This window comes from Streptomyces sp. NPDC104309 (genome assembly GCF_055584025.1).
The window spans coordinates 380447-401484 of record NZ_JBVJMV010000001.1; the positions used below are offsets into that span (position 1 = coordinate 380447).

Consider the following 21038-nt stretch of genomic DNA (forward strand, 5'->3'; position numbering starts at 1 on the left):
TGACAAGAACGAACTTTCCTGCACGACTCACGGGAGCGATGTACTGATGGCGGATGAAGAGAAGCTGCGCGATTACCTGGCACGGGTGGTCGCCGAGCTCCAGCAGACGCGCCAGCGGCTTCGCCATGCCGAGTCGGAGGAGTCGGAGCCCGTCGCCATCGTCGCGATGAGCTGCCGCTACCCCGGTGACGTGCGCTCCCCGGAGCAGCTGTGGGAACTGGTGGCGTCCGGTGGCGACGCCGTCGCGGAGTTCCCCACGGACCGCGGCTGGGACCTGGAGAAGCTGTACGACCCCGACCCGGAACATGTGGGCACCTCCTACGCGAACCAGGGCGGATTCCTCTACGACGCCGCCGAGTTCGACCCGGGCCTCTTCGGGATCAGCCCGCGTGAGGCGCTGGCGATGGACCCGCAGCAGCGGCTCCTCCTGGAGACCACCTGGGAGGTGCTGGAGCGCGCCGGCATCGACCCGCTCTCCGTGCGCGGCAGCCGCACCGGCGTCTTCATCGGAGCCTCCACCCAGGGCTACGGCATCGGTGCGGGGGCCGCCCCGGGCTCGGACGCGCACGCCCTGACCGGCGACGCGGCATCCGTCCTGTCCGGCCGCGTCTCCTACACGCTGGGCCTTGAGGGCCCCGCGGTGACGGTCGACACGGCGTGCTCGTCGTCGCTGGTCGCCCTGCACTGGGCGATCCAGGCCCTGCGCTCGGGCGAGTGCACCCAGGCCGTCGCCGGCGGCGTCACTGTCATGTCCAACCCCGGTGTCTTCGTGGAGTTCTCCCGTCAGCGCGGCCTCGCCATGGACGGCCGGTGCAAGGCGTTCGCGGAGGCGGCGGACGGCACGGGCTGGGGCGAGGGCGTGGGCCTGCTGCTCCTGGAGCGGCTCTCGGACGCCCGCCGCAACGGCCACGAGGTCCTCGCGGTCGTACGCGGTTCCGCCGTCAACCAGGACGGCGCGTCCAACGGTCTGACCGCCCCCAACGGCCCGTCCCAGCAGCGCGTCATCAGCCAGGCGCTGTCCGGGGCCCGGCTCTCCCCGACGCAGGTCGACGTCGTCGAGGGGCACGGTACGGGCACGACGCTCGGCGACCCCATCGAGGCGCAGGCACTGCTCGCCACCTACGGCCAGGAGCGCCCCGAGGGCCGGCCGCTGCTGCTCGGCTCGATCAAGTCGAACATCGGTCACACGCAGTCCGCCGCCGGTGTCGCGGGCGTCATCAAGATGGTCATGGCAATGCGCCACGGTGTGGTGCCCCAGACCCTGCACGTGGACGAGCCGTCCTCCCACGTGGACTGGTCGGCAGGGGCTGTTGAGCTGGTCAGCGAGCCGGTGGCCTGGCCGGAGACGGGCGAGCCGCGCCGTGCGGGCGTCTCGTCCTTCGGGATCAGCGGCACGAACGCCCATGTGATCGTCGAGCAGGCGCCGGAGGCGGAGGAGCCGACGGCGGCCGGGGATCCGGCGGCGCTGCCGGCGGTGCCCTGGGTGGTCTCGGGACGCTCCGAGGCGGCACTGGCGGCGCAGGTGGAGCGGCTGCGGTCGTTCGTTGCCGAGAACCGTGAGCTGTCGCCGATGGATGTGGGCTTCTCGCTGGCGACGTCGCGTGCGGCGCTGGAGCACCGGGCGGTGCTGCTCGGCGGCGAGCGGGTGGCCGAGGGTTCTGTTTCGCCCGGCAGGACGGGTGTGCTGTTCTCGGGTCAGGGTTCGCAGCGGGCCGGTATGGGCCGTGAGTTGTACGAGTCGTATCCCGCCTTCAGCCAGGCGTTCGACGCGGTCTGTGTGGAGCTGGACCGGCACCTGGAAACGCCTCTTCGCGGGGTGGTCTTCGAGGGTGGTGGGCTGCTGGATCAGACGCAGTTCACGCAGGCGGGTCTGTTCGCCCTCGAAGTTGCGCTGTTCGAGCTGGTGACGTCGTGGGGCGTGAAGCCGGACTATCTGCTGGGCCACTCGATCGGTGAGCTGTCGGCTGCGTACGTGGCCGGGGTGCTGTCGCTCGAAGATGCTGCCGCTCTCGTGGCCGCGCGGGGTCGTCTGATGCAGGCGCTCCCGACCGGTGGGGCGATGGTGTCGTTGCAGGCGGCGGAGGACGAGGTCCTGCCGCTGCTGGTCGACGGCGTCTCGATCGCCGCGCTTAATGGCCCGCGTTCCACGGTTGTCTCGGGTGACGTGGCGGCGGTTCTTGAGATCGCCGCGCACTTCGAGGGTGAGGGCCGTAAGACCAAGCGTCTGAGGGTGAGCCATGCCTTCCACTCGCCGCGTATGGACGCGATGCTGGAAGATTTCCGTGCGGTCGCGCAGGGGCTGACCTTCAACGCTCCGCAGCTGTCGATCGTCTCGGACGTGACGGGTGAGGTCCTGACGGCCGATGAGGTCCAGGACCCGGAGTACTGGGTTCGCCACGTCCGCGAAGCGGTCCGTTTCCTGGACGGCATCCGCAGCCTGGAATCTGCGGGCGTGACCGCGTTCCTGGAGCTGGGCCCCGACGGTGTCCTCTCCGCGATGGCGCAGGACTGTGTGATGTCCGGTTCCAAGGCTGGCGATGAGCTCACCTTCGTACCCGCTCTGCGCAAGAGTCGTGAGGAGCCGGAGAGCCTGCTCACCGCTCTCGCCGAACTGTACGTACACGGCAAGGTAGTTGACTGGACGGCGTACTTCGCCGGTACCGGCGCCCGCCGTGTCGACCTGCCCACCTACGCCTTCCAGCATGAGCACTTCTGGCCGGAGGCCGGTTCGCCGTTCATGGCGGACGCGTCCGCCTCGCTCGCCTCCTCGGTGGACGGTGCGTTCTGGGCCGCCGTGGAGCAGGAGGACGTGGACGCCTTCGCGGCGGCTCTGGGCTCGGACGAGCTGGAGTCGCTGGGCGCGGCGCTGCCGGTTCTGTCGTCGTGGCGTCGGCAGTCCCGTGAGGTTGCGGCCGCCGACGCGTGGCGTTACCGGGTCACATGGCAGCAGGTCTCCGGTGCCGACCGTGCCGGGCTGTCCGGGCGGTGGCTGGTGGTTTCGCCGTCGGCGTGTGCGGATCACCCGGTGGTGGCGGGGATGCGTGCGCGTGGCGGAGAAGTCGTGGAGTGGTTGGTGGAGGGCGGTGAGGTGAGCCGTGAAGCGCTGGCCGCGCGGCTCGCCGAGGACGCCTCCGAGTTCGCCGGTGTGGTGTCGTTGCTGGCCCTGGGCCGGGAGGGTGCGGCGCTGGGCACGCTGTCGCTGGTGCAGGCGCTGGACGATGCGGAGTTGTCCGTGCCGTTGTGGTGCGTGACGCGGGGTGCGGTGTCGGTGGGTCGTTCCGATGGTGCGGTGGATGCGGCACAGGGCCAGGTGTGGGGTCTGGGCCGGGTGGCCGCGCTGGAACATCCCCGCCGCTGGGGCGGGTTGATCGATCTGCCCGAGACCTTGGACGAGCGGGCGGTGACCCGTGTCTGCGCCGCGCTGACCGGCACGGACATGGGCACCGGTTCTGCTGGTGAGGACCAGCTCGCGGTACGTGCGTCGGGTGTGTATGGGCGTCGTCTGGTGCACGCGCCTGGCAACCGTCGTACGGCGTCGGGTGGGTGGTCGCCGCGTGGCACGGTCCTGGTGACCGGCGGTACCGGTGCGCTCGGTGCGCATGTGGCCCGTTGGGCGGCCAGCAACGGTGCCGAGCGGCTGGTGCTGACGAGCCGTCGTGGTCCGGAGGCTCCGGGTGCGGTCGAGTTGGTGGCCGAGCTGAAGGCTTTGGGTGCGGCGGTGGAGGTCGCTGCGTGTGACGTGAGCGACCGGGAGGCGCTGGCCGGGCTGGTGGAGGGGCTTCGCCGGGCCGGTACGCCGGTCCGCTCGGTCGTCCACGCCGCCGGCCTGGGGCAGGTGACGGCGCTGTCCGACATGAGCGCCGAGGAGTTCACCGAGGTGCTGCGGGCGAAGGTGGAAGGCGCCACGCACCTCGATGCCCTGTTCAGTGCCCCGGTCGACGGTGAAGACCTGGACGCCTTCGTGCTGTTCTCGTCGATCTCCGCCGTATGGGGCAGCGGTGGTCACGCCGCCTACGCCGCGGCCAACGCCCACCTCGACGCCCTCGCGCAGGACCGGCGTTCCCGTGGCCTGACCGCGACCTCCGTCAGCTGGGGGCCGTGGGGCGAGGGCGGCATGATCGAGGACGTCGGCGAGGCCGAGCTGCGCAGGCGCGGACTGCCCACGCTGGCACCGGAGTCGGCGATCACCGCGCTCCACCAGGCGCTGACGGAGGACGACACCCATGTCGCCGTCGCCGACGTCGACTGGGAGCGGTTCGCGCCCGCGTTCACCGCGCTGCGCCCGAGCCCGCTCCTCACGGGCCTGCCCGAGGTGCGCGACCTCGCCGAGAGTTCCGAAGGCGCCTCCGGGGGCGCGCGCGGTGACGCGGACTCCGAACTGCGGCGACAGCTCGCCGGCCTCTCCACCGCCGAGCGCGACGCCGAACTACTCGCACTGGTACGCCGCGAGACCGCGGCCGTCCTCGGGCACCGCAGCGCCGAGGCGGTCCCGGCCGACCGGGCGTTCCAGCAGCTGGGCTTCGACTCGCTCACGGCGGTCGAACTGCGCAACCGGCTGACCAAGGAGTCCGGTCTCTCCCTGCCCGCCACCCTGGTCTTCGACTACCCGACCCCGGCGGAACTCGCCAGACATCTCAGGACCGAGGTGTTCGGCGACGGCGTCGTCGCGGCGGACAGCGCGCCGGTGGCCGTGGACCGCGCCGACGACCCGATCGTCATCGTCGGGATGAGCTGCCGTTTCCCCGGCGGCGCGGAGTCCCCGGAAGCGCTGTGGGAGCTGCTCACGGCGGGTGCCGACGGCATATCGGGCTTCCCGGAGAACCGCGGCTGGGACCTGGGTTCGTTGTACGACCCGGACCCCGACGGCGTCGGTACCTCCTACGTCGCAGAGGGCTGCTTCCTGCACGACGCGGCGGATTTCGACCCGGCGTTCTTCGGGATCTCGCCGCGTGAGGCGCTGGCGATGGACCCGCAGCAGCGGCTGCTCCTGGAGACCTCCTGGGAGGTCTTCGAGCGGGCGGGCATCGACCCGACGTCACTCAAGGGCGACCGTATCGGCGTGTTCACCGGTACCAACGGCCAGGACTACGGCTATGTGCTGGGCGGCGCGGGCGACGAGGTCGTGGGCTACGGCGCCACGGGCAGCTCGGCCAGCGTCCTGTCCGGCCGCGTCTCCTACACGCTGGGCCTTGAGGGTCCCGCGGTGACGGTCGACACAGCGTGTTCGTCGTCGCTGGTCGCCCTGCACCTCGCGGCGCAGGCCCTGCGCGACGGCGAGTGCTCGATGGCGCTGGCGGGCGGCGTCACCGTCATGTCGATGCCGGGCACGTTCGTGGAGTTCTCCCGGCAGGGCGGCCTGGCTCCCGACGGCCGCTGCAAGGCGTTCGCCGAGTCGGCGGACGGCACGGCCTGGGGCGAGGGCGTGGGCGTACTGCTGGTCGAGCGCCTCTCGGACGCACGCCGCAACGGCCGCGAGGTCCTCGCGGTCGTCCGCGGTTCTGCGATCAACCAGGACGGCGCTTCCAACGGTCTGACCGCCCCCAACGGCCCGTCCCAGCAGCGCATCATCCGCCAGGCCCTCGCCGGAGCCGGCCTGTCGGCGGCGGACATCGACGCGGTGGAGGCGCACGGCACGGGCACGACGCTGGGCGACCCCATCGAGGCGCAGGCGCTGCTCGCGACGTACGGCCAGGAGCGCCCCGAGGGACGTCCGCTCTGGCTCGGTTCGGTGAAGTCGAACATCGGTCACACGCAGGCCGCCGCGGGCGTCGCCGGGATCATCAAGATGGTCATGGCGATGCGGGAGGGCGTCCTGCCCCAGACCCTGCACGTGGACGAGCCGTCCACCCACGTGGACTGGTCGACCGGCGCCGTCGAGCTCCTGACGGAGTCGATGGCGTGGCCGGAGACCGGCTCGCCGCGGCGTGCGGGCGTCTCGTCGTTCGGCATCAGCGGCACGAACGCCCATGTGCTGTTGGAGCAGGCGCCGGAGGTCGAGGAGCCGGCGGCGGTTGTGGCTCCGGTGGGGTTGCCGGTGGTGCCGTGGGTGGTGTCGGCGAAGTCGGAGGCGGGGCTGTCGGGGCAGGTGGAGCGGCTGCGGTCGTTCGTCACCGAGAACCCCGACCTGTCGCCGCTCGACGTCGGCTTCTCGCTGGCGACGACGCGTGCGGCGCTGGAGCACCGGGCGGTCCTGATCGGCGGCGAGCGGACCGTGGAAGGCCCGCTGACTCCCGGTAAGACAGGTGTGTTGTTCTCGGGTCAGGGGTCGCAGCGGGCCGGTATGGGCCGGGAGTTGTACGCGGCGTATCCCGTCTTTGCGGACGCGTTCGACGCGGTGTGTGCGGAGCTGGACCGGCATCTGGACCGGCCTCTTCGTGAGGTGGTCTTCGACGAGGGCGAGGGCGAGGGCGAGGGCGAGGGCGAGGGTGGGCTGCTGGATCAGACGCAGTTCACGCAGGCCGGTCTGTTCGCTCTCGAAGTTGCGCTGTTCGAGCTGGTGACGTCGTGGGGCGTTAAGCCGGACTTTCTGCTGGGTCACTCGATCGGTGAGCTGTCGGCCGCGTATGTGGCCGGGGTGCTGTCGCTGGAAGACGCTGCCGTTCTGGTGGCGGCGCGGGGGCGTTTGATGCAGGCGCTTCCGGCGGGTGGGGCGATGGTGTCGTTGCAGGCGGCGGAGGACGAGGTGCTGCCGCTGCTGGTCGACGGCGTCTCGATCGCCGTCCTCAACGCCCCGCGCTCCACCGTGATTTCGGGTGACGTGGCGGCGGTTCTTGAGATTGCCACGCACTTTGAGACCGAAGGTCGTAAAACCAAGCGACTGCGGGTCAGCCATGCGTTCCACTCGCCCCGAATGGACGCGATGCTCGACGACTTCCGCGCGGTCGCGCAGGGGCTGAGCTTCAACGCCCCGCAGCTGGCCATCGTCTCCGACGTGACGGGTGAGGTCCTGTCGGCGGAGGAGGTCCAGGACCCGGAGTACTGGGTCCGCCACGTTCGCGAGGCTGTCCGTTTCCTGGACGGCATCCATGTCCTGGAGTCTGCGGGCGTGACCGCCTTCCTGGAACTGGGCCCGGACGGCGTCCTCTCCGCCATGGCGCAGGACTGCGTGAGCGGCGGCTCCGAGGGCGGCGATGAGTTCGCCTTCGTACCCGTCCTCCGCAAGAACCGTGACGAGCCCGACGCAATCCTCACCGCCCTCGCTGAACTCCACGTACGCGGCAGGGCAGTTGACTGGACCGCGTACTTCGCCGGCGCCGGCGCCCGTCGCGTGGACCTGCCCACCTACGCCTTCCAGCACGAGCACTTCTGGCCTACCACTGGGGTGTGGGCCGGTGACGCGACCGCGTTCGGGCTGCGGTCGGTGGGGCACCCGATGCTCGGTGCGGTGATGACGCTCGCCGAGGCGGACGGCCTGATGATGACGGGGCGGCTGTCGCTGCAGTCGCATCCCTGGCTGGGCGATCACGTCGTCCTGGGCTCGGTCCTGCTGCCGGGCACGGCCTACGTGGAGCTGGCTCTGCAGGCCGGCGAGCGCCTCGGATGCGGTGTCCTCGAAGAGCTGACGCTGCAGGCGCCCCTGGTGCTGCCCGAACGCGGCGGAGTCGCGGTTCAGGTGACGGTCGGTGCGGAGGACGCGGACGGGCGGCGTTCCGTCGCCCTGCACTCGCGGCCCGCCGAAGGGGACGACGAGGCGCCGTGGCGGCAGCACGCGGCAGGCACGCTGGCGTCGGCCGATGTCGTCGCCGGTACGGCCGCCGCAGATGCCGCCGCTGGTGGAGAGCCGGCCGTGTGGCCGCCGCGGGACGCCGTTCCCGTTGCCGTCGAGGGGCACTACGAGAACCTGGCGGAGCGTGGCTACGGCTACGGGCCGGTGTTCCAGGGGCTGCGTGCGGCATGGCGGCGTGGCGAGGAGATCTTCGCCGAGGTCGCGCTGCCCGACGGCGCGGATGCCGACCGGTTCGGGCTCCACCCCGCGCTGCTCGACTCCGCCCTGCACGCGCTGGGCCTGCACGGTGCGGAGAACGCAGGCGAGGAGAACGCCGGTGCGGCCGGCGGTGTCGGTCTGCCCTTCGCCTGGTCCGGAGTGTCGCTGTACGCGGTGGGTGCCGCCGCACTGCGGGTACGGATCACCCCCACGGCGTCGGGCGTCGGCCTGGAGGTCGCCGACGGCACCGGGGCACCCGTGGCGCGCGTGGACTCCCTGGTGCTGCGTCCGGTGTCCGCCGAGCAGTTGGCGGCGCCCGGTACCGAGCCCGACCAGCTGTTCCACCTCGCATGGTCGCCGCCGGCCGTGTCGCCGCCGCCCGAGGGCGAGCCCGCCCGGCGGTGGGCGGTGCTCGGCGACGCGGACTGGGCCGTGCCCCACGGTGCCGAACCGACCCGGGACCTGGCCTCCGTGGCCCCGGACGTCGACGCCGTCGTCGTCCTGCACGCCTCGGAGGCGGCGGCCGACCTGGCGACCGGTGTGCGCCGCGACGTCCAGGAGCTGCTCGCGCTGATCCAGGAGTGGCTGGCCGACACGCGTTTCACCGACGACACCCCGCTCGTCGTCGCGACCCGCGGCGCCGTCGCGGCGAGCGGCGAGGACGAAGTGTCCGACCTGGCGGGTGCCGCTGCCTGGGGTCTGATCCGCTCGGCGCAGTCCGAGAACCCCGGCCGCCTGGTCCTGGTCGACCTCGACGGACACGACGACTCGTACGCCGCGCTGACCACGGCGCTGGCCACGGGCGAGCCCCAACTGGCCCTGCGGGCAGGCGATGTCCTCGTGCCGAGGTTCGCCCGCGCCACCTCCGACGGTGCCCTGGTGCCCCCGTCCGGCGACGGCCCGTGGCGGCTCGACATCACGGAGAAGGGCACTCTCAACAACCTTTCCCTGACCCCGTGCCCCGATGCCGCCGGGCCGCTCGCTCCCGGAGCGGTCCGGGTCGGCGTGCGCGCCGCGGGCGTCAACTTCCGCGACGTACTGATCGCCCTCGGCATGTACCCCGGCGACGCCACCATGGGCATCGAGGGCGCCGGTGTCGTCCTTGAGGTCGGTCCCGGCGTCACCGGACTCGCGCCCGGGGACCGCGTCATGGGTCTCTTCTCCGGCGGTTTCGGCCCGGTGGCGGTGACCGACCGCCGCACCCTGGCGCGGATCCCGGACAGCTGGTCCTTCACCGAAGCGGCATCGGCCCCGGTCGTCTTCATGACCGCCTACTACGCGCTGGTCGACCTGGCGGGACTGCGGTCCGGGGAGTCCGTCCTCGTGCACGCCGCGGCCGGCGGCGTCGGCATGGCCGCCGTGCAGCTCGCCCGGCACCTGGGGGCCGAGGTCTACGGCACGGCGAGCACCGGCAAGTGGGACGTGCTGCGTTCCCTCGGGCTCGACGGCGCGCACATCGCCTCGTCCCGCACCCTCGACTTCGAGGGCCGGTTCCTCGACGCCACCGAAGGACGCGGCGTCGACGTCGTCCTGGACTCCCTCGCCCGGGAGTTCGTGGACGCCTCGCTGCGCCTGCTGCCACGCGGCGGCCGGTTCATGGAGATGGGCAAGACCGACATCCGTGACGCGCAGGCGGTGGCCGAGGCGTTCCCCGGCGTCGCCTACCAGGCCTTCGACCTGATCGAGGCCGGGCCCGAGCGGATCGGCCAACTGCTGACCGAGGTCCTCGCGCTCTTCGAGAGCGGCGCGCTCAAGCCGCTCCCGATCCGTACGTGGGACGTGCGCCACGCCCCGGAGGCGTTCCGTTTCCTCGCCAAGGCCCGCCACATCGGCAAGGTCGTTCTGACCGTGCCCGAGCCTGTGGAGCGGCACGGGACGGTGCTCGTCACCGGCGCCACCGGCGCGCTCGGCGCCCTGGTGGCACGCCATCTCGTGGCCGAGCACGGCGTACGCGGCCTGGTGCTCGTGGGCCGTCGCGGTGCGGCCGCGCCCGGCATGAGGGAACTGGCGGACGAACTGACGTCGGCCGGCGCCGACGTGGTGCTCGCCGCCTGCGACGTCGCCGACCGCGATGCGCTCTCGGCGGTCCTCGCCGAGATCCCCGCGGAACGGCCGCTGACCGGCGTGGTGCACGCCGCCGGTGTGCTCGACGACGGAGTGGTCTCGTCGATGACGCCGGAGCGGCTCGACACGGTACTGCGTCCCAAGGTCGACGGCGCGGCCCACCTGCACGAACTGACCGCAGGCCTCGACCTGTCCCTGTTCGTCACCTTCTCCTCCACGGCGGGCGTACTCGGCGGCCCCGGCCAGGCCAACTACGCGGCCGCCAACGCCTTCCTCGACGGCCTGGCCCAGCAGCGCAGGGCCCACGGGCTGACCGCGACCTCACTGGCCTGGGGCCCGTGGGCCTCGGCGGACGGCATGCTCGGCCGGCTCGACACGGCCGACGTGGAGCGCATGACTCGCTCCGGCATCCTGCCGCTCACCGACGAGCAGGGCCTCGCCCTCTTCGACGCGGCCCTGGACGGCGCACGCGCCGCCGTGCTGCCCGTCGCCCTGGAGCTCACCGCCCTCCAGGCACAGGCCACCGCGGGCGTGCTGCCCGGACTGTTCCGCGGGCTCGTCCGCGCCCCCGGCCGGCGCAAGGCCCTGGCCGCCGCGGCGGGCGCGTCGACGCTCGGACAGCGACTCGCGGGGCTCGCCCCGGAGGAGCGCGACCGCGAGATGCTGGACCTCGTCCGCACCCAGGCAGCCGTCGTGCTCGGCCACGCCGGGCCCGAAACGGTGGGCGCGGAGAAGCAGTTCAAGGAACTGGGCGTCGACTCGCTGACCGCCGTCGAGCTGCGCAACCGCCTGAACGCCACGCTCGGTGTCCCGGGCCTGCGACTGCCCGCGACCCTCGTCTTCGACTACCCCACACCCGCCGCGCTCGCGGCCTTCCTCCTGACCGAGGTCCTGGGCGTCGTCCCGGAGACCACGAGCACGCTGCCCGACGCGGTCGCCGCGGACGGCGACCCCATCGCCATCGTGGGCATGAGCTGCCGGTTCCCCGGCGACGTACGCTCGCCCGACGAGCTGTGGCGGCTGCTGCTCGACGGCGGCGACGCGATCACGGCGTTCCCCGAGGACCGCGGCTGGCACGCCGCCCGGCTGAATCCCGCCGAATCGGCGGACACCGGCGTGACCGTCGTGCGCGAGGGCGGCTTCCTGTCCGGAGCGGGCGACTTCGACCCGGGCTTCTTCGGGATCTCGCCGCGTGAGGCCCTGGGCATGGACCCGCAGCAGCGGCTGCTCCTCGAAACCGCCTGGGAGGCGTTCGAGCACGCGGGCATCGACCCGGCCACTGTGCGGGGGAGCGCGACCGGAGTGTTCGCGGGCGCGTCCTCGAACGTGTACGGAGCCGGCGCCCAACTGCCCGAGGGCTTCGAGGGCAACGCCCTGACCGGCAGCGCGACCAGCGTCGTGTCGGGCCGGGTGGCCTACACGTTCGGCCTGGAAGGCCCGGCCGTCACGGTGGACACCGCGTGCTCCTCCTCGCTGGTCGCCCTGCACCTCGCGGTGCAGGCGCTGCGGTCCGGCGAGTGCACGATGGCCCTGGCCGGCGGCGTCACCGTCATGGCCGACCCGGGCATCTTCGTCGAGTTCAGCCGCCAGCGCGGTCTGGCTCCCGACGGCCGCTGCAAGCCGTTCGCGGAGGCCGCCGACGGCACGGGCTGGTCCGAGGGCGTCGGCATGGTCCTGGTGGAGCGTCTCTCGGACGCCCGCCGCAACGGCCATGACGTCCTCGCGGTCGTGCGTGGCAGTGCGGTGAACCAGGACGGTGCGTCCAACGGCCTGACCGCCCCCAACGGACCGTCCCAGCAGCGCGTCATCCGCCAGGCCCTCGCCAACGCGGGCGTCACCGCCGACGAGATCGACGCCGTGGACGCGCACGGCACGGGCACCCGCCTCGGTGACCCGATCGAGGCGCAGGCGCTGATCGCGACGTACGGGCAGGAGCGTGCGGAGGACCGGCCGCTGCTGCTGGGCTCGATCAAGTCGAACATCGGTCACACGCAGGCGGCTGCCGGTGTGGCGGGTGTGATCAAGATGGTGCAGGCGATGCGCCACGGTGTGCTCCCGCGCACCCTGCACGTGGACGAGCCGTCCACCCATGTGGACTGGTCGGCCGGCGCCGTCGAGCTCCTGCGGGAGCCGATGGCGTGGCCGGAGACCGGCGCACCGCGCCGTGCAGCGGTGTCCTCGTTCGGCATCAGCGGTACGAACGCCCACGTGATCGTGGAGCAGGCTCCGGAGGCCGATGAGCCGGCGGCGGTTGCGGCTCCGGTGGCGCTGCCGGTGGTGCCGTGGGTGGTGTCCGCGAAGTCGGAGGCGGGGCTGTCGGGGCAGGTGGAGCGGCTGCGGACGTTCGTCACCGAGCGCCCGGAGCTGTCGCCGCTCGACGTCGGTTTCTCGCTGGTGACATCGCGTGCGGTGCTGGAGCACCGGGCGGTCCTGCTCGGCGAGCGGACCGTGGAGGGTTCGGTATCGCCCGGTAAGACGGGTGTGCTGTTCTCGGGGCAGGGTTCGCAGCGTGCCGGCATGGGGCGTGAGCTCCATGCGGCTTTCCCGGTGTTCGCGGATGCGTTCGACGCGGTCTGTGCGGAGCTGGACCGGCACCTGGAAATGCCTCTTCGAGAGGTGGTCTTCGAAGGCGGTGAACTGCTGGATCAGACGCAGTTCACCCAGGCCGGTCTGTTCGCCCTCGAAGTCGCGCTGTTCGAGCTGGTGACGTCGTGGGGCGTTAAGCCGGACTATCTGCTGGGTCACTCCATCGGTGAGCTGTCGGCCGCGTATGTGGCCGGGGTGCTGTCGCTCGAAGACGCTGCCGCTCTCGTGGCGGCGCGGGGTCGTCTGATGCAGGCGCTCCCGGCGGGTGGCGCGATGGTGTCGTTGCAGGCGGCGGAGGACGAGGTGCTGCCGCTGCTGGTCGACGGCGTCTCGATCGCCGCGCTCAACGGGCCGTCCGCCACCGTGATTTCCGGCGACGAGAGCGCGGTAGTTGCCATTGCCGCGCACTTCGAAGGCGAAGGTCGCAAGTCCAAGCGTCTGCGGGTGAGCCACGCGTTCCACTCGCCCCGCATGGACGCGATGCTGGACGATTTCCGGGCGGTCGCGCAGGGGCTGAGCTTCAACGCCCCGCAGCTGGCCATCGTCTCCGACGTGACGGGTGAGGTCCTGTCGGCTGATGAGGTCCAGGACCCGGAGTACTGGGTCCGCCACGTCCGTGAGGCTGTCCGTTTCCTGGACGGCATCCGCGCCCTGGAGTCTGTGGGCGTGACCGCCTTCCTGGAACTGGGCCCGGACGGCGTCCTCTCCGCCATGGCGCAGGACTGTGTGACGTCCCGTTCCGAGGACGGCGATGAGCTCGCCTTCGTACCCGCCCTCCGCAAGAACCGTGACGAGCCCGACGCACTCCTCACCGCCCTCGCCGAACTCCACGTACGCGGCAGGGCAGTCGACTGGACCGCGTACTTCGCCGGCACCGGCGCCCGCCGTGTCGACCTGCCCACCTACGCCTTCCAGCACGACCGCTACTGGCTCTCCGCTCCGGTCGCCCCCGTGGGCGACATCACGGCGGCGGGCCTCAGCGGTGCCGGTCATCCGCTGCTGGCGGCCGGCGTGCGGCTGGCCGGTTCGGACGGGTTCCTGTTCACCGGACGGCTCTCGGTCGAGACGCACCCGTGGCTCGGCGACCATCAGGTGTACGGCACGGTCGTCGTGCCGAGCACGGTCTTCGTCGAGCTGGCGCTGCACGCGGGGGAGCGGTTCGGCTGCGATTCGCTGGCCACGCTGAACGTACGGACTCCGCTGGTGCTTCCGGAGCGGGCGGGTGTCGCCGTCCAGCTGGCCGTGGGTGCGGCGGACGCGGATGGGCGCCGTACGGTGGAGGTGTACGCGCGAGCCGAGGCCGACGGCCCCGAGGCGGAGTGGAACCTGCACGCCACCGGCGAACTGACCCCCGCCCAGCCGCAGTCGGCGGACGAGTCGGACTTCGCCGTCTGGCCGCCGAGGGGCGCCGTCGAGGCGGCGGCGCAGAGCGTGTACGACGACTTGGCCGACGAGGGCTACGACCACGGCACCGCGTTCCGCGCGCTGCGGTCGCTGTGGCGGCGAGGTGACGAGCTGTACGCCGAGGTCGCGCTGCCCGAGGGCACGGACGTCGACGGCTTCGGCCTGCACCCGGCGCTCCTCGACGCCGCCCTGCACGCGGCAGCGGGCGGGGTGCCGTCCGCGTGGTCCGGAGTGTCCTTGGCGGCTGTGGGCGCGACCGCGCTGCGCGTACGGGTCCGTCCCGTACGCGAGGGCGTCTCGGTGGCCGTGGCCGACGAGACCGGCGGGCTGGTCGCGGTGGCGGACCGTGTGACGCTCGCCCCGGTCTCGCCCGAGCTGCTCCGGAGCGAGACCGGCAGTACGGACGCCCTGTTCACCCTGGAGTGGTCGCCGCAGACGGCACCCGCGTCGCCGTCGGGCTCCGCTTCGGGCTCTGCTTCGGCGTCGGCGAAGGAAGGGACAAAGGAAGGGACAAAGGAAGGGGCAAGGGACTGGGCGCTGTTGGGGGAGTCGGCCGCGTTCGAAGCGCTCGGCATCCCCACGTATGAGGACCTCGCCTCCCTGGACCGAGTGCCGGACGTCGTCTTCTACGCCCCCACGCCCGCCCCCGCACCCGGCACGGGCGACGGTTTGGCCGCCTCCGTACGTGCCGCCGCGCACGCCGTCCTCGCGACGGTGCAGGAGTGGCTGGCCGACGATCGGTACGGCGACGCGCTCCTTGCCGTCGTGACCCGGGGCGCGGTCACCGCGGGCGACGGCACCGGCCCGGTCGACCTCGCGGGCGCCGCCGCTTGGGGTCTCGTGCGGTCCGCCCAGTCCGAGAACCCGGGACGGCTGCTCCTCGCCGACCTGGACGACACCCCTGTGGACGTCTTCACCGAGATCCTGGCCGGCGGGGAACCGCAGGTGGCGGTCCGCGAGGGCAGCGTCCTCGTACCGCGCCTCGCCCGGACCGTGCCCCAAGAGGCCCTCGTCGAGCCCAAGCCCAAGCCCGAGCACGAGTCCGCGTCGGAGCTGGTGCCGGAGACAGAGCCCGAGCCCGAGCCCGAGCGGCACGGCACGGTCCTGGTGACCGGCGCGACCGGCGCCCTCGGTGTCCTGATCGCGCGCCACCTCGTCGACCGGCACGGCGTACGCAGCCTGGTACTGACCAGCCGCAGCGGCGCCAAGGCACCGGGTGCGGCGGAGCTCGCCGCCGAGCTGACCCGCGCTGGTGCCGAGGTGACCCTGGCTGCCTGCGACGTCGCGGACCGGGACGCACTTGCCGCGGTGCTCGACGCGATTCCCACTGAGCGGCCGCTGACCGGAGTGGTGCACGCCGCCGGTGTCGTCGACGACGGCGTCGTGTCCTCGCTGACCGCCGACCGGCTCGACGTCGTGCTACGGCCCAAGGTCGACGCCGCGGTGCATCTGCACGAACTCACCGAGCACCTCGACCTGTCGATGTTCGTCCTGTTCTCCTCCGTCGCCGGAACCTTCGGCTCGCTGGGACAGGGCAACTACGCGGCCGCCAACGCGTTCCTCGACGCCCTCGCACAGCACCGCGCAGGCCGCGGCCTCGCGGCCACGTCACTGGCCTGGGGCCCGTGGGGCATCGCGGACGGCATGGTCGGACGGCTGCACGACGGCGACACGAGCCGGATGGCCCGGTCCGGAGTGGTTCCGCTGACCTCCGACGAAGGTCTGGAGCTGTTCGACGCGGGGCTCGCCCTCGACCGCCCGGCGCTGTTCCCCGTCCACCTGGACCTGGCCGTCCTGCGCGCCCAGGCCGGTGTCGGCGCGCTCGCGGGCGTGTTCCGCGGACTCGTCCGCACGAGTTCGCGGCGCAGGGCGGGAGCGCTCGCCGGATCGGTGAAGCTGCTGCAGCGCCTCGCGGGGCTGTCGCGCGCGGAACGCCGCAAGGCACTGCTCGACCTGGTGCGTGGCCAGGCGGCCGCGGTACTCGGCCACAGCGGCGTCGAAGGGGTGGGCGTCACCCGGCCGTTCAAGGACCTCGGCTTCGACTCGCTGACCGCCGTCGAACTGCGCAACCGGCTCGACCGGGCCACTGGCCTGCGACTGCCCGCGACCCTGATCTTCGACTACCCCACCCCCGAGGCGCTGGCCGACTACGTGCTCGGAGAGGCCCTGGGTACGCAGCCGGAGGCCGCGGCGGTCGCTCCGGTGACGCGGCTCGCGGACGACGAGCCGATCGCGATCGTCGGCATGAGCTGCCGTTACGCGGGCGGGGTGGCGAACGCCGACGACCTCTGGCGCCTCGTGGCCACCGGAGCCGACGGCATCTCGGCCTTCCCCACCGACCGTGGCTGGGACCTGGACGGCCTCTACTCGGAGGTGGCCGACGGCGGGACGTCTGCGACGCTGGAGGGCGGATTCCTCTACGGTGCGGCGGAGTTCGACCCGGCGTTCTTCGGGATCTCGCCGCGCGAGGCCGTCGCCATGGACCCGCAGCAGCGGCTGCTCCTGGAAACCTCCTGGGAGGCCTTCGAGCACGCGGGCATCGACCCCGAGTCCGTACGAGGCCACCACATCGGTGTCTTCGCCGGTACCGCCTCGTCCAGCTACGGGGTGGGGATGCGACTGCCCGAGGGCGCCGAGGGGCATCTGCTGACCGGCAACGCGACCAGCGTCATCTCCGGCCGCGTCTCGTACACGTTCGGCTTCGAGGGGCCTGCGGTGACCGTCGACACGGCGTGCTCGTCGTCCCTGGTCGCCCTGCACCTGGCGACGCAGGCGTTGCGCTCGGGCGAGTGCAGCATGGCGCTGGCCGGCGGCGTGACCGTCCTGACGAACCCCAGCATCTTCGCGGAGTTCTCGCGTCAGCGGGGGCTCGCGGCGGACGGACGCTGCAAGGCGTTCGCCGACGCGGCGGACGGCACCGGCTGGTCCGAGGGCGTCGGCATGGTGCTGGTCGAGCGTCTCTCGGACGCGCGGCGCAATGGTCACCGGGTCCTCGCGGTCGTGCGTGGTTCTGCGGTGAACCAGGACGGTGCGTCGAATGGTCTGACGGCTCCGAATGGTCCGTCGCAGCAGCGGGTGATCCGGGCTGCGTTGGCGAGTGCGGGTCTGTCGGCGTCGCAGGTGGACGCGGTGGAGGCGCACGGGACGGGTACGACGCTGGGTGACCCGATCGAGGCGCAGGCGCTGATCGCGACGTACGGTCAGGAGCGCTCGGAGGACAGGCCGCTGCTGCTGGGCTCGGTCAAGTCGAACATCGGCCACTCGCAGTCCGCGGCGGGCGTGGCGGGTGTGATCAAGATGGTGCAGGCGTTGCGCCATGGATTGCTCCCGCGGACGCTGCACGTCGACAAGCCCTCCACTCATGTGGACTGGTCGACAGGGACCGTCGAGCTCTTGACGGAGCAGACGACCTGGCCGGAGACGGGCGAGCCGCGCCGTGCGGGTGTCTCGTCGTTCGGCATCAGCGGCACCAACGCCCACGTGATCCTGGAGCAGGCCCCGGCTGAAGAGGCCCTGGCCGCCGAGGCCGTCGCGCCGGGCGACACCACGCCGCCCTTCGGGGACGCGGTGCTGCCGTTCGTGGTGTCGGCCCGTTCGGCCGAGGCGCTGCGGGCCCAAGCAGAGCGAATCCACGCTGCGTTGGCCGACACCCCGGGCATCTCGCTCAAGGGCCTCGGCAACGCCCTGGCGGTGCGCCGGTCGCGGTTCGAGCATCGTGCGGTGGTGCTTGCGGGTGACGCGGGTTCTTTGGCGGGTGCGTTGTCGGCGGTGGTCGAGGGGCGTGCTGCTGGGGATGTGGTGCGGGGTGTGGCGGGCCGTGCTGTGCGTCCGGTGTTCGTGTTCCCGGGTCAGGGTGCGCAGTGGGCTGGGATGGCGGCTGGGCTGTTGGAGTCGTCGGCGGTGTTCGCGGCGCGGATGGCGGAGTGCGGGGCGGCTCTGGATCCGTTCACGGACTGGCAGTTGCTGGACGTCGTACGTGGTGCGGAGGGTGCCCCGGGCTTCGACCGCGTCGACGTGGTGCAGCCGGTCCTGTGGGCGGTGATGGTGTCGCTCGCGGAGTTGTGGCGGGCGTGCGGTGTGGAGCCTGCGGCGGTGATCGGTCATTCACAGGGTGAGATCGCGGCTGCGGTGGTTGCGGGTGGTCTGTCGTTGGAGGACGGTGCGCGGGTGGTGGCCTTGCGGTCGCGGGCTCTGCTGGCGTTGTCGGGTGGTGGTGGCATGGTTTCGGTGTCGCTTCCGGTCGCGGAGGTCCGCGAGCGTCTGACCGTCTGGGACGGACGGATCTCGGTGGCCGCGGTCAATGGTCCGTCTTCCGTGGTGGTGTCGGGTGAGCCGGATGCGTTGGAGGAGCTGGTCGAGTCCTGCACGGAGCAGGGAGTCCGGGCGAAGAGGATCGCGGTGGACTATGCCTCGCATTCGGCCCAGGTGGAGTTGATCGAGGAGGACCTGGCGGGGCTGCTGGCGGGTGTCGTGCCGGTGTCGCGTCGGGTGCCGTTCTATTCCACGCTGACCGGCGCGCTGCTGGACGATACGACGGGTCTGGATGGCGGATATTGGTTCCGCAACCTGCGTTCCACGGTGGAGTTCGAGCAGGCGGTGCGTGCGGCGGAAGCCGACGGCCTGTCCGTGTTCATCGAGGTGAGCCCGCACCCGGTCCTCAACCTGGGCCTGCAGGAGATCTTCGACGCGGCCGACAGCGAGGCAGTGGCGCTGGGCACCCTGCGGCGTGACGAGGACGAGGCACACCGCTTCATGACCTCACTGTCCGAAGCACACGTCCACGGTGTGGAGCTGAACTGGGAGGCGGTGTTCGCGGGGCAGCAGGCCACGCATGTGGATCTGCCCACCTACCCCTTCCAACGCCAGCGCTACTGGCCCGAGGCCATGGCCCTGCCGGCCGCAGGCATCGTGGATCCGGTGGACGCCCAGTTCTGGGATGCCGTCGAGCAGGGCGATCTCGCGGCGCTGGCCGCGACGCTGGATCTGGAGGAGGTGCCGGACTCTCCGCTGGGCGAAGTGCTGCCGGCCCTCTCGTCGTGGCGGCGGCAGCGGCGCGAGAACGCCGCCGCCGACTCCTGGCGGTACCGCATCAGTTGGAAGCCGCTCGTCGAGAACACGGCATCCCCGTCGGGGACTTGGCTCCTTGTGGCGCCCGGGACCGGAGCGGGCGGTGACGCCGTCGAGGCCGTCACGGAAGGGCTGCGCGGGCTGGGAGTCGACGTCGTGCGGTGTGTGCCGGGCGACGTGCTCGACCGCGCGGCGCTGGCCGGGGAGCTGACCGGAGCACTGGGCGGCCGAACTGCCGTCGAGGGCGTCCTCTCGCTGTGCGCCCTGGACGAGGAGCCGGTCCCCGGGCTGCCGGAGGCCACGGCCGGTCTGGCCGCCACGCTGGCCCTGACGCAGGCGCTGGGCGACGCGGACGTGACGGCGCCGCTGTGGTGCCTGACGCGGGGTGCGGTGTCCACGGGTTCCGCGGACGGGGCCGCGCGCCCGGCGCAGGCGCAGGTATGGGGGCTCGGCCGCGTGGCCGCGCTCGAACACCCGGACCGCTGGGGCGGGTTGATCGACCTGCCCGAGGTGCTCGACGAGCGTGCGGTGGCCCGGCTGGGCGCGCTGCTCGCCGCGGGCGGCGAGGAGGACCAGCTGGCGGTGCGGTCGGCGGGCGTGCTCGCCCGGCGGCTGCTGCCCGCGCCGGCGACGGCGGCGGGCCGGGCCTGGGAGCCGGAGGGCACGGTGCTGCTCACCGGCGGTACCGGGGCGATAGGGGCGCGGGTGGCCCGCCGGCTCGGCGGCAGTGGCGCGGAACACGTCGTCCTGATCGGCCGCAGCGGGCTGCGGGCGCCGGGCGTCGAGCGGCTGCGCGACGAGCTCGCGGGGACGGGCGTGCGGGTCACGGTCGCCGCGTGCGACGTAGCCGACCGCGATGAACTGACCGCCCTGGTAGGCAAGTTGAAGGCTGACGGGGAGCGGATCACTGCGGTGCTGCACGCCGCGGGCGAGCTGGACGACGGGGTCGTCGACTCGCTGACCCCGGAGCGTCTCGCCCGCGCCCTGCGGGCCAAGGTCGCCGGTGCGCGCAACCTGCACGAGGCGACGCGGGAACTCGACCTTTCGGCGTTCGTACTGTTCTCCGGTGTCGCCGGCGTGGTCGGCGGCGCGGGGCAGGGAGCCTTCGCCGCGGCCGGCGCCTACCTGGACGCGTTCGCCGAGCACCGCAGGGACTTGGGACTCGCCGCCACGTCCATCGCGTGGGGCCCGTGGGCCGAGGGTGGTCTTGCCCTCGACGACGACACGTTCCTGGAGCGGACGAGCCGGCGCGGTCTGGCCGCGCTGCCGACCGCGCCCGCGCTCACGGCGCTGTGCCGGGCGGTGGCACAGGACGGTCCCGCCCAGCTGGTGGCGGACATCGCCTGGGACCGCTTCGGTCCCGCGCTCGCGGCGGCACGGCCCAGCCCGCTGATCGCTGATGTGCCGCAGATGCGGGAGATCGCGCGGGCGGCCGAGCAGGCGGGGGACACCGGCGCGGACGACACGGCGGAGTTCCGGCGAGCCGTGGCCGAGCTCTCGGACGTGGAGCTCGGCCAGATGCTCCTGGAGCTGGTGCGCACCGAGGCGGCCGGGGCGCTGGGCTACACCGACATCGAGGCCATCGGACCCAAGCGGCCCTTCCGGGACCTCGGCTTCGAGTCGCTGACTGCCGTGGAGCTGCGCAACCGGATCAGCACCCGGACCGGCCTGCGGCTGCCGGTGACGCTGGCGTTCGACCACCCCACGCCGGTCGTCCTCGCCGCCTTCCTCAAGGGCGAGGCGGGCCGCGACGCGGAGCCGCAGACCGTGCCCGTCCTCGCGGAGCTCGACCGCCTGGAGGCGAGCCTCGCGACGCTCTCCGCGGACCGCACCGCGCGGCACCGGATCGCGGCACGGCTGAGGGACATCCTCGCCGGCTGGGACGAGGAGCCCGCGGGCGGTGACGGGGCCGCCGTCGCCGAGAAGTTGCAGTCGGCGTCGGCCGACGAGGTCCTGGCATTCATCGACAACGAACTTGGGGCCTCCTGATGCG

General features: G+C 72.4%; 1 protein-coding gene. It reads left to right on the plus strand.

Annotation, left to right across the window (positions count from 1 at the left end; genetic code table 11):
* The first annotated feature begins 43 nt into the window (after positions 1 to 43).
* The gene (locus ACZ68L_RS01255) at positions 44 to 21034 is read left to right on the plus strand and encodes a type I polyketide synthase (protein WP_469573318.1); all 20991 of its coding nucleotides are present in this window, start codon (positions 44 to 46) and stop codon (positions 21032 to 21034) included.
* Positions 21035 to 21038: the final 4 nt, after the last annotated feature.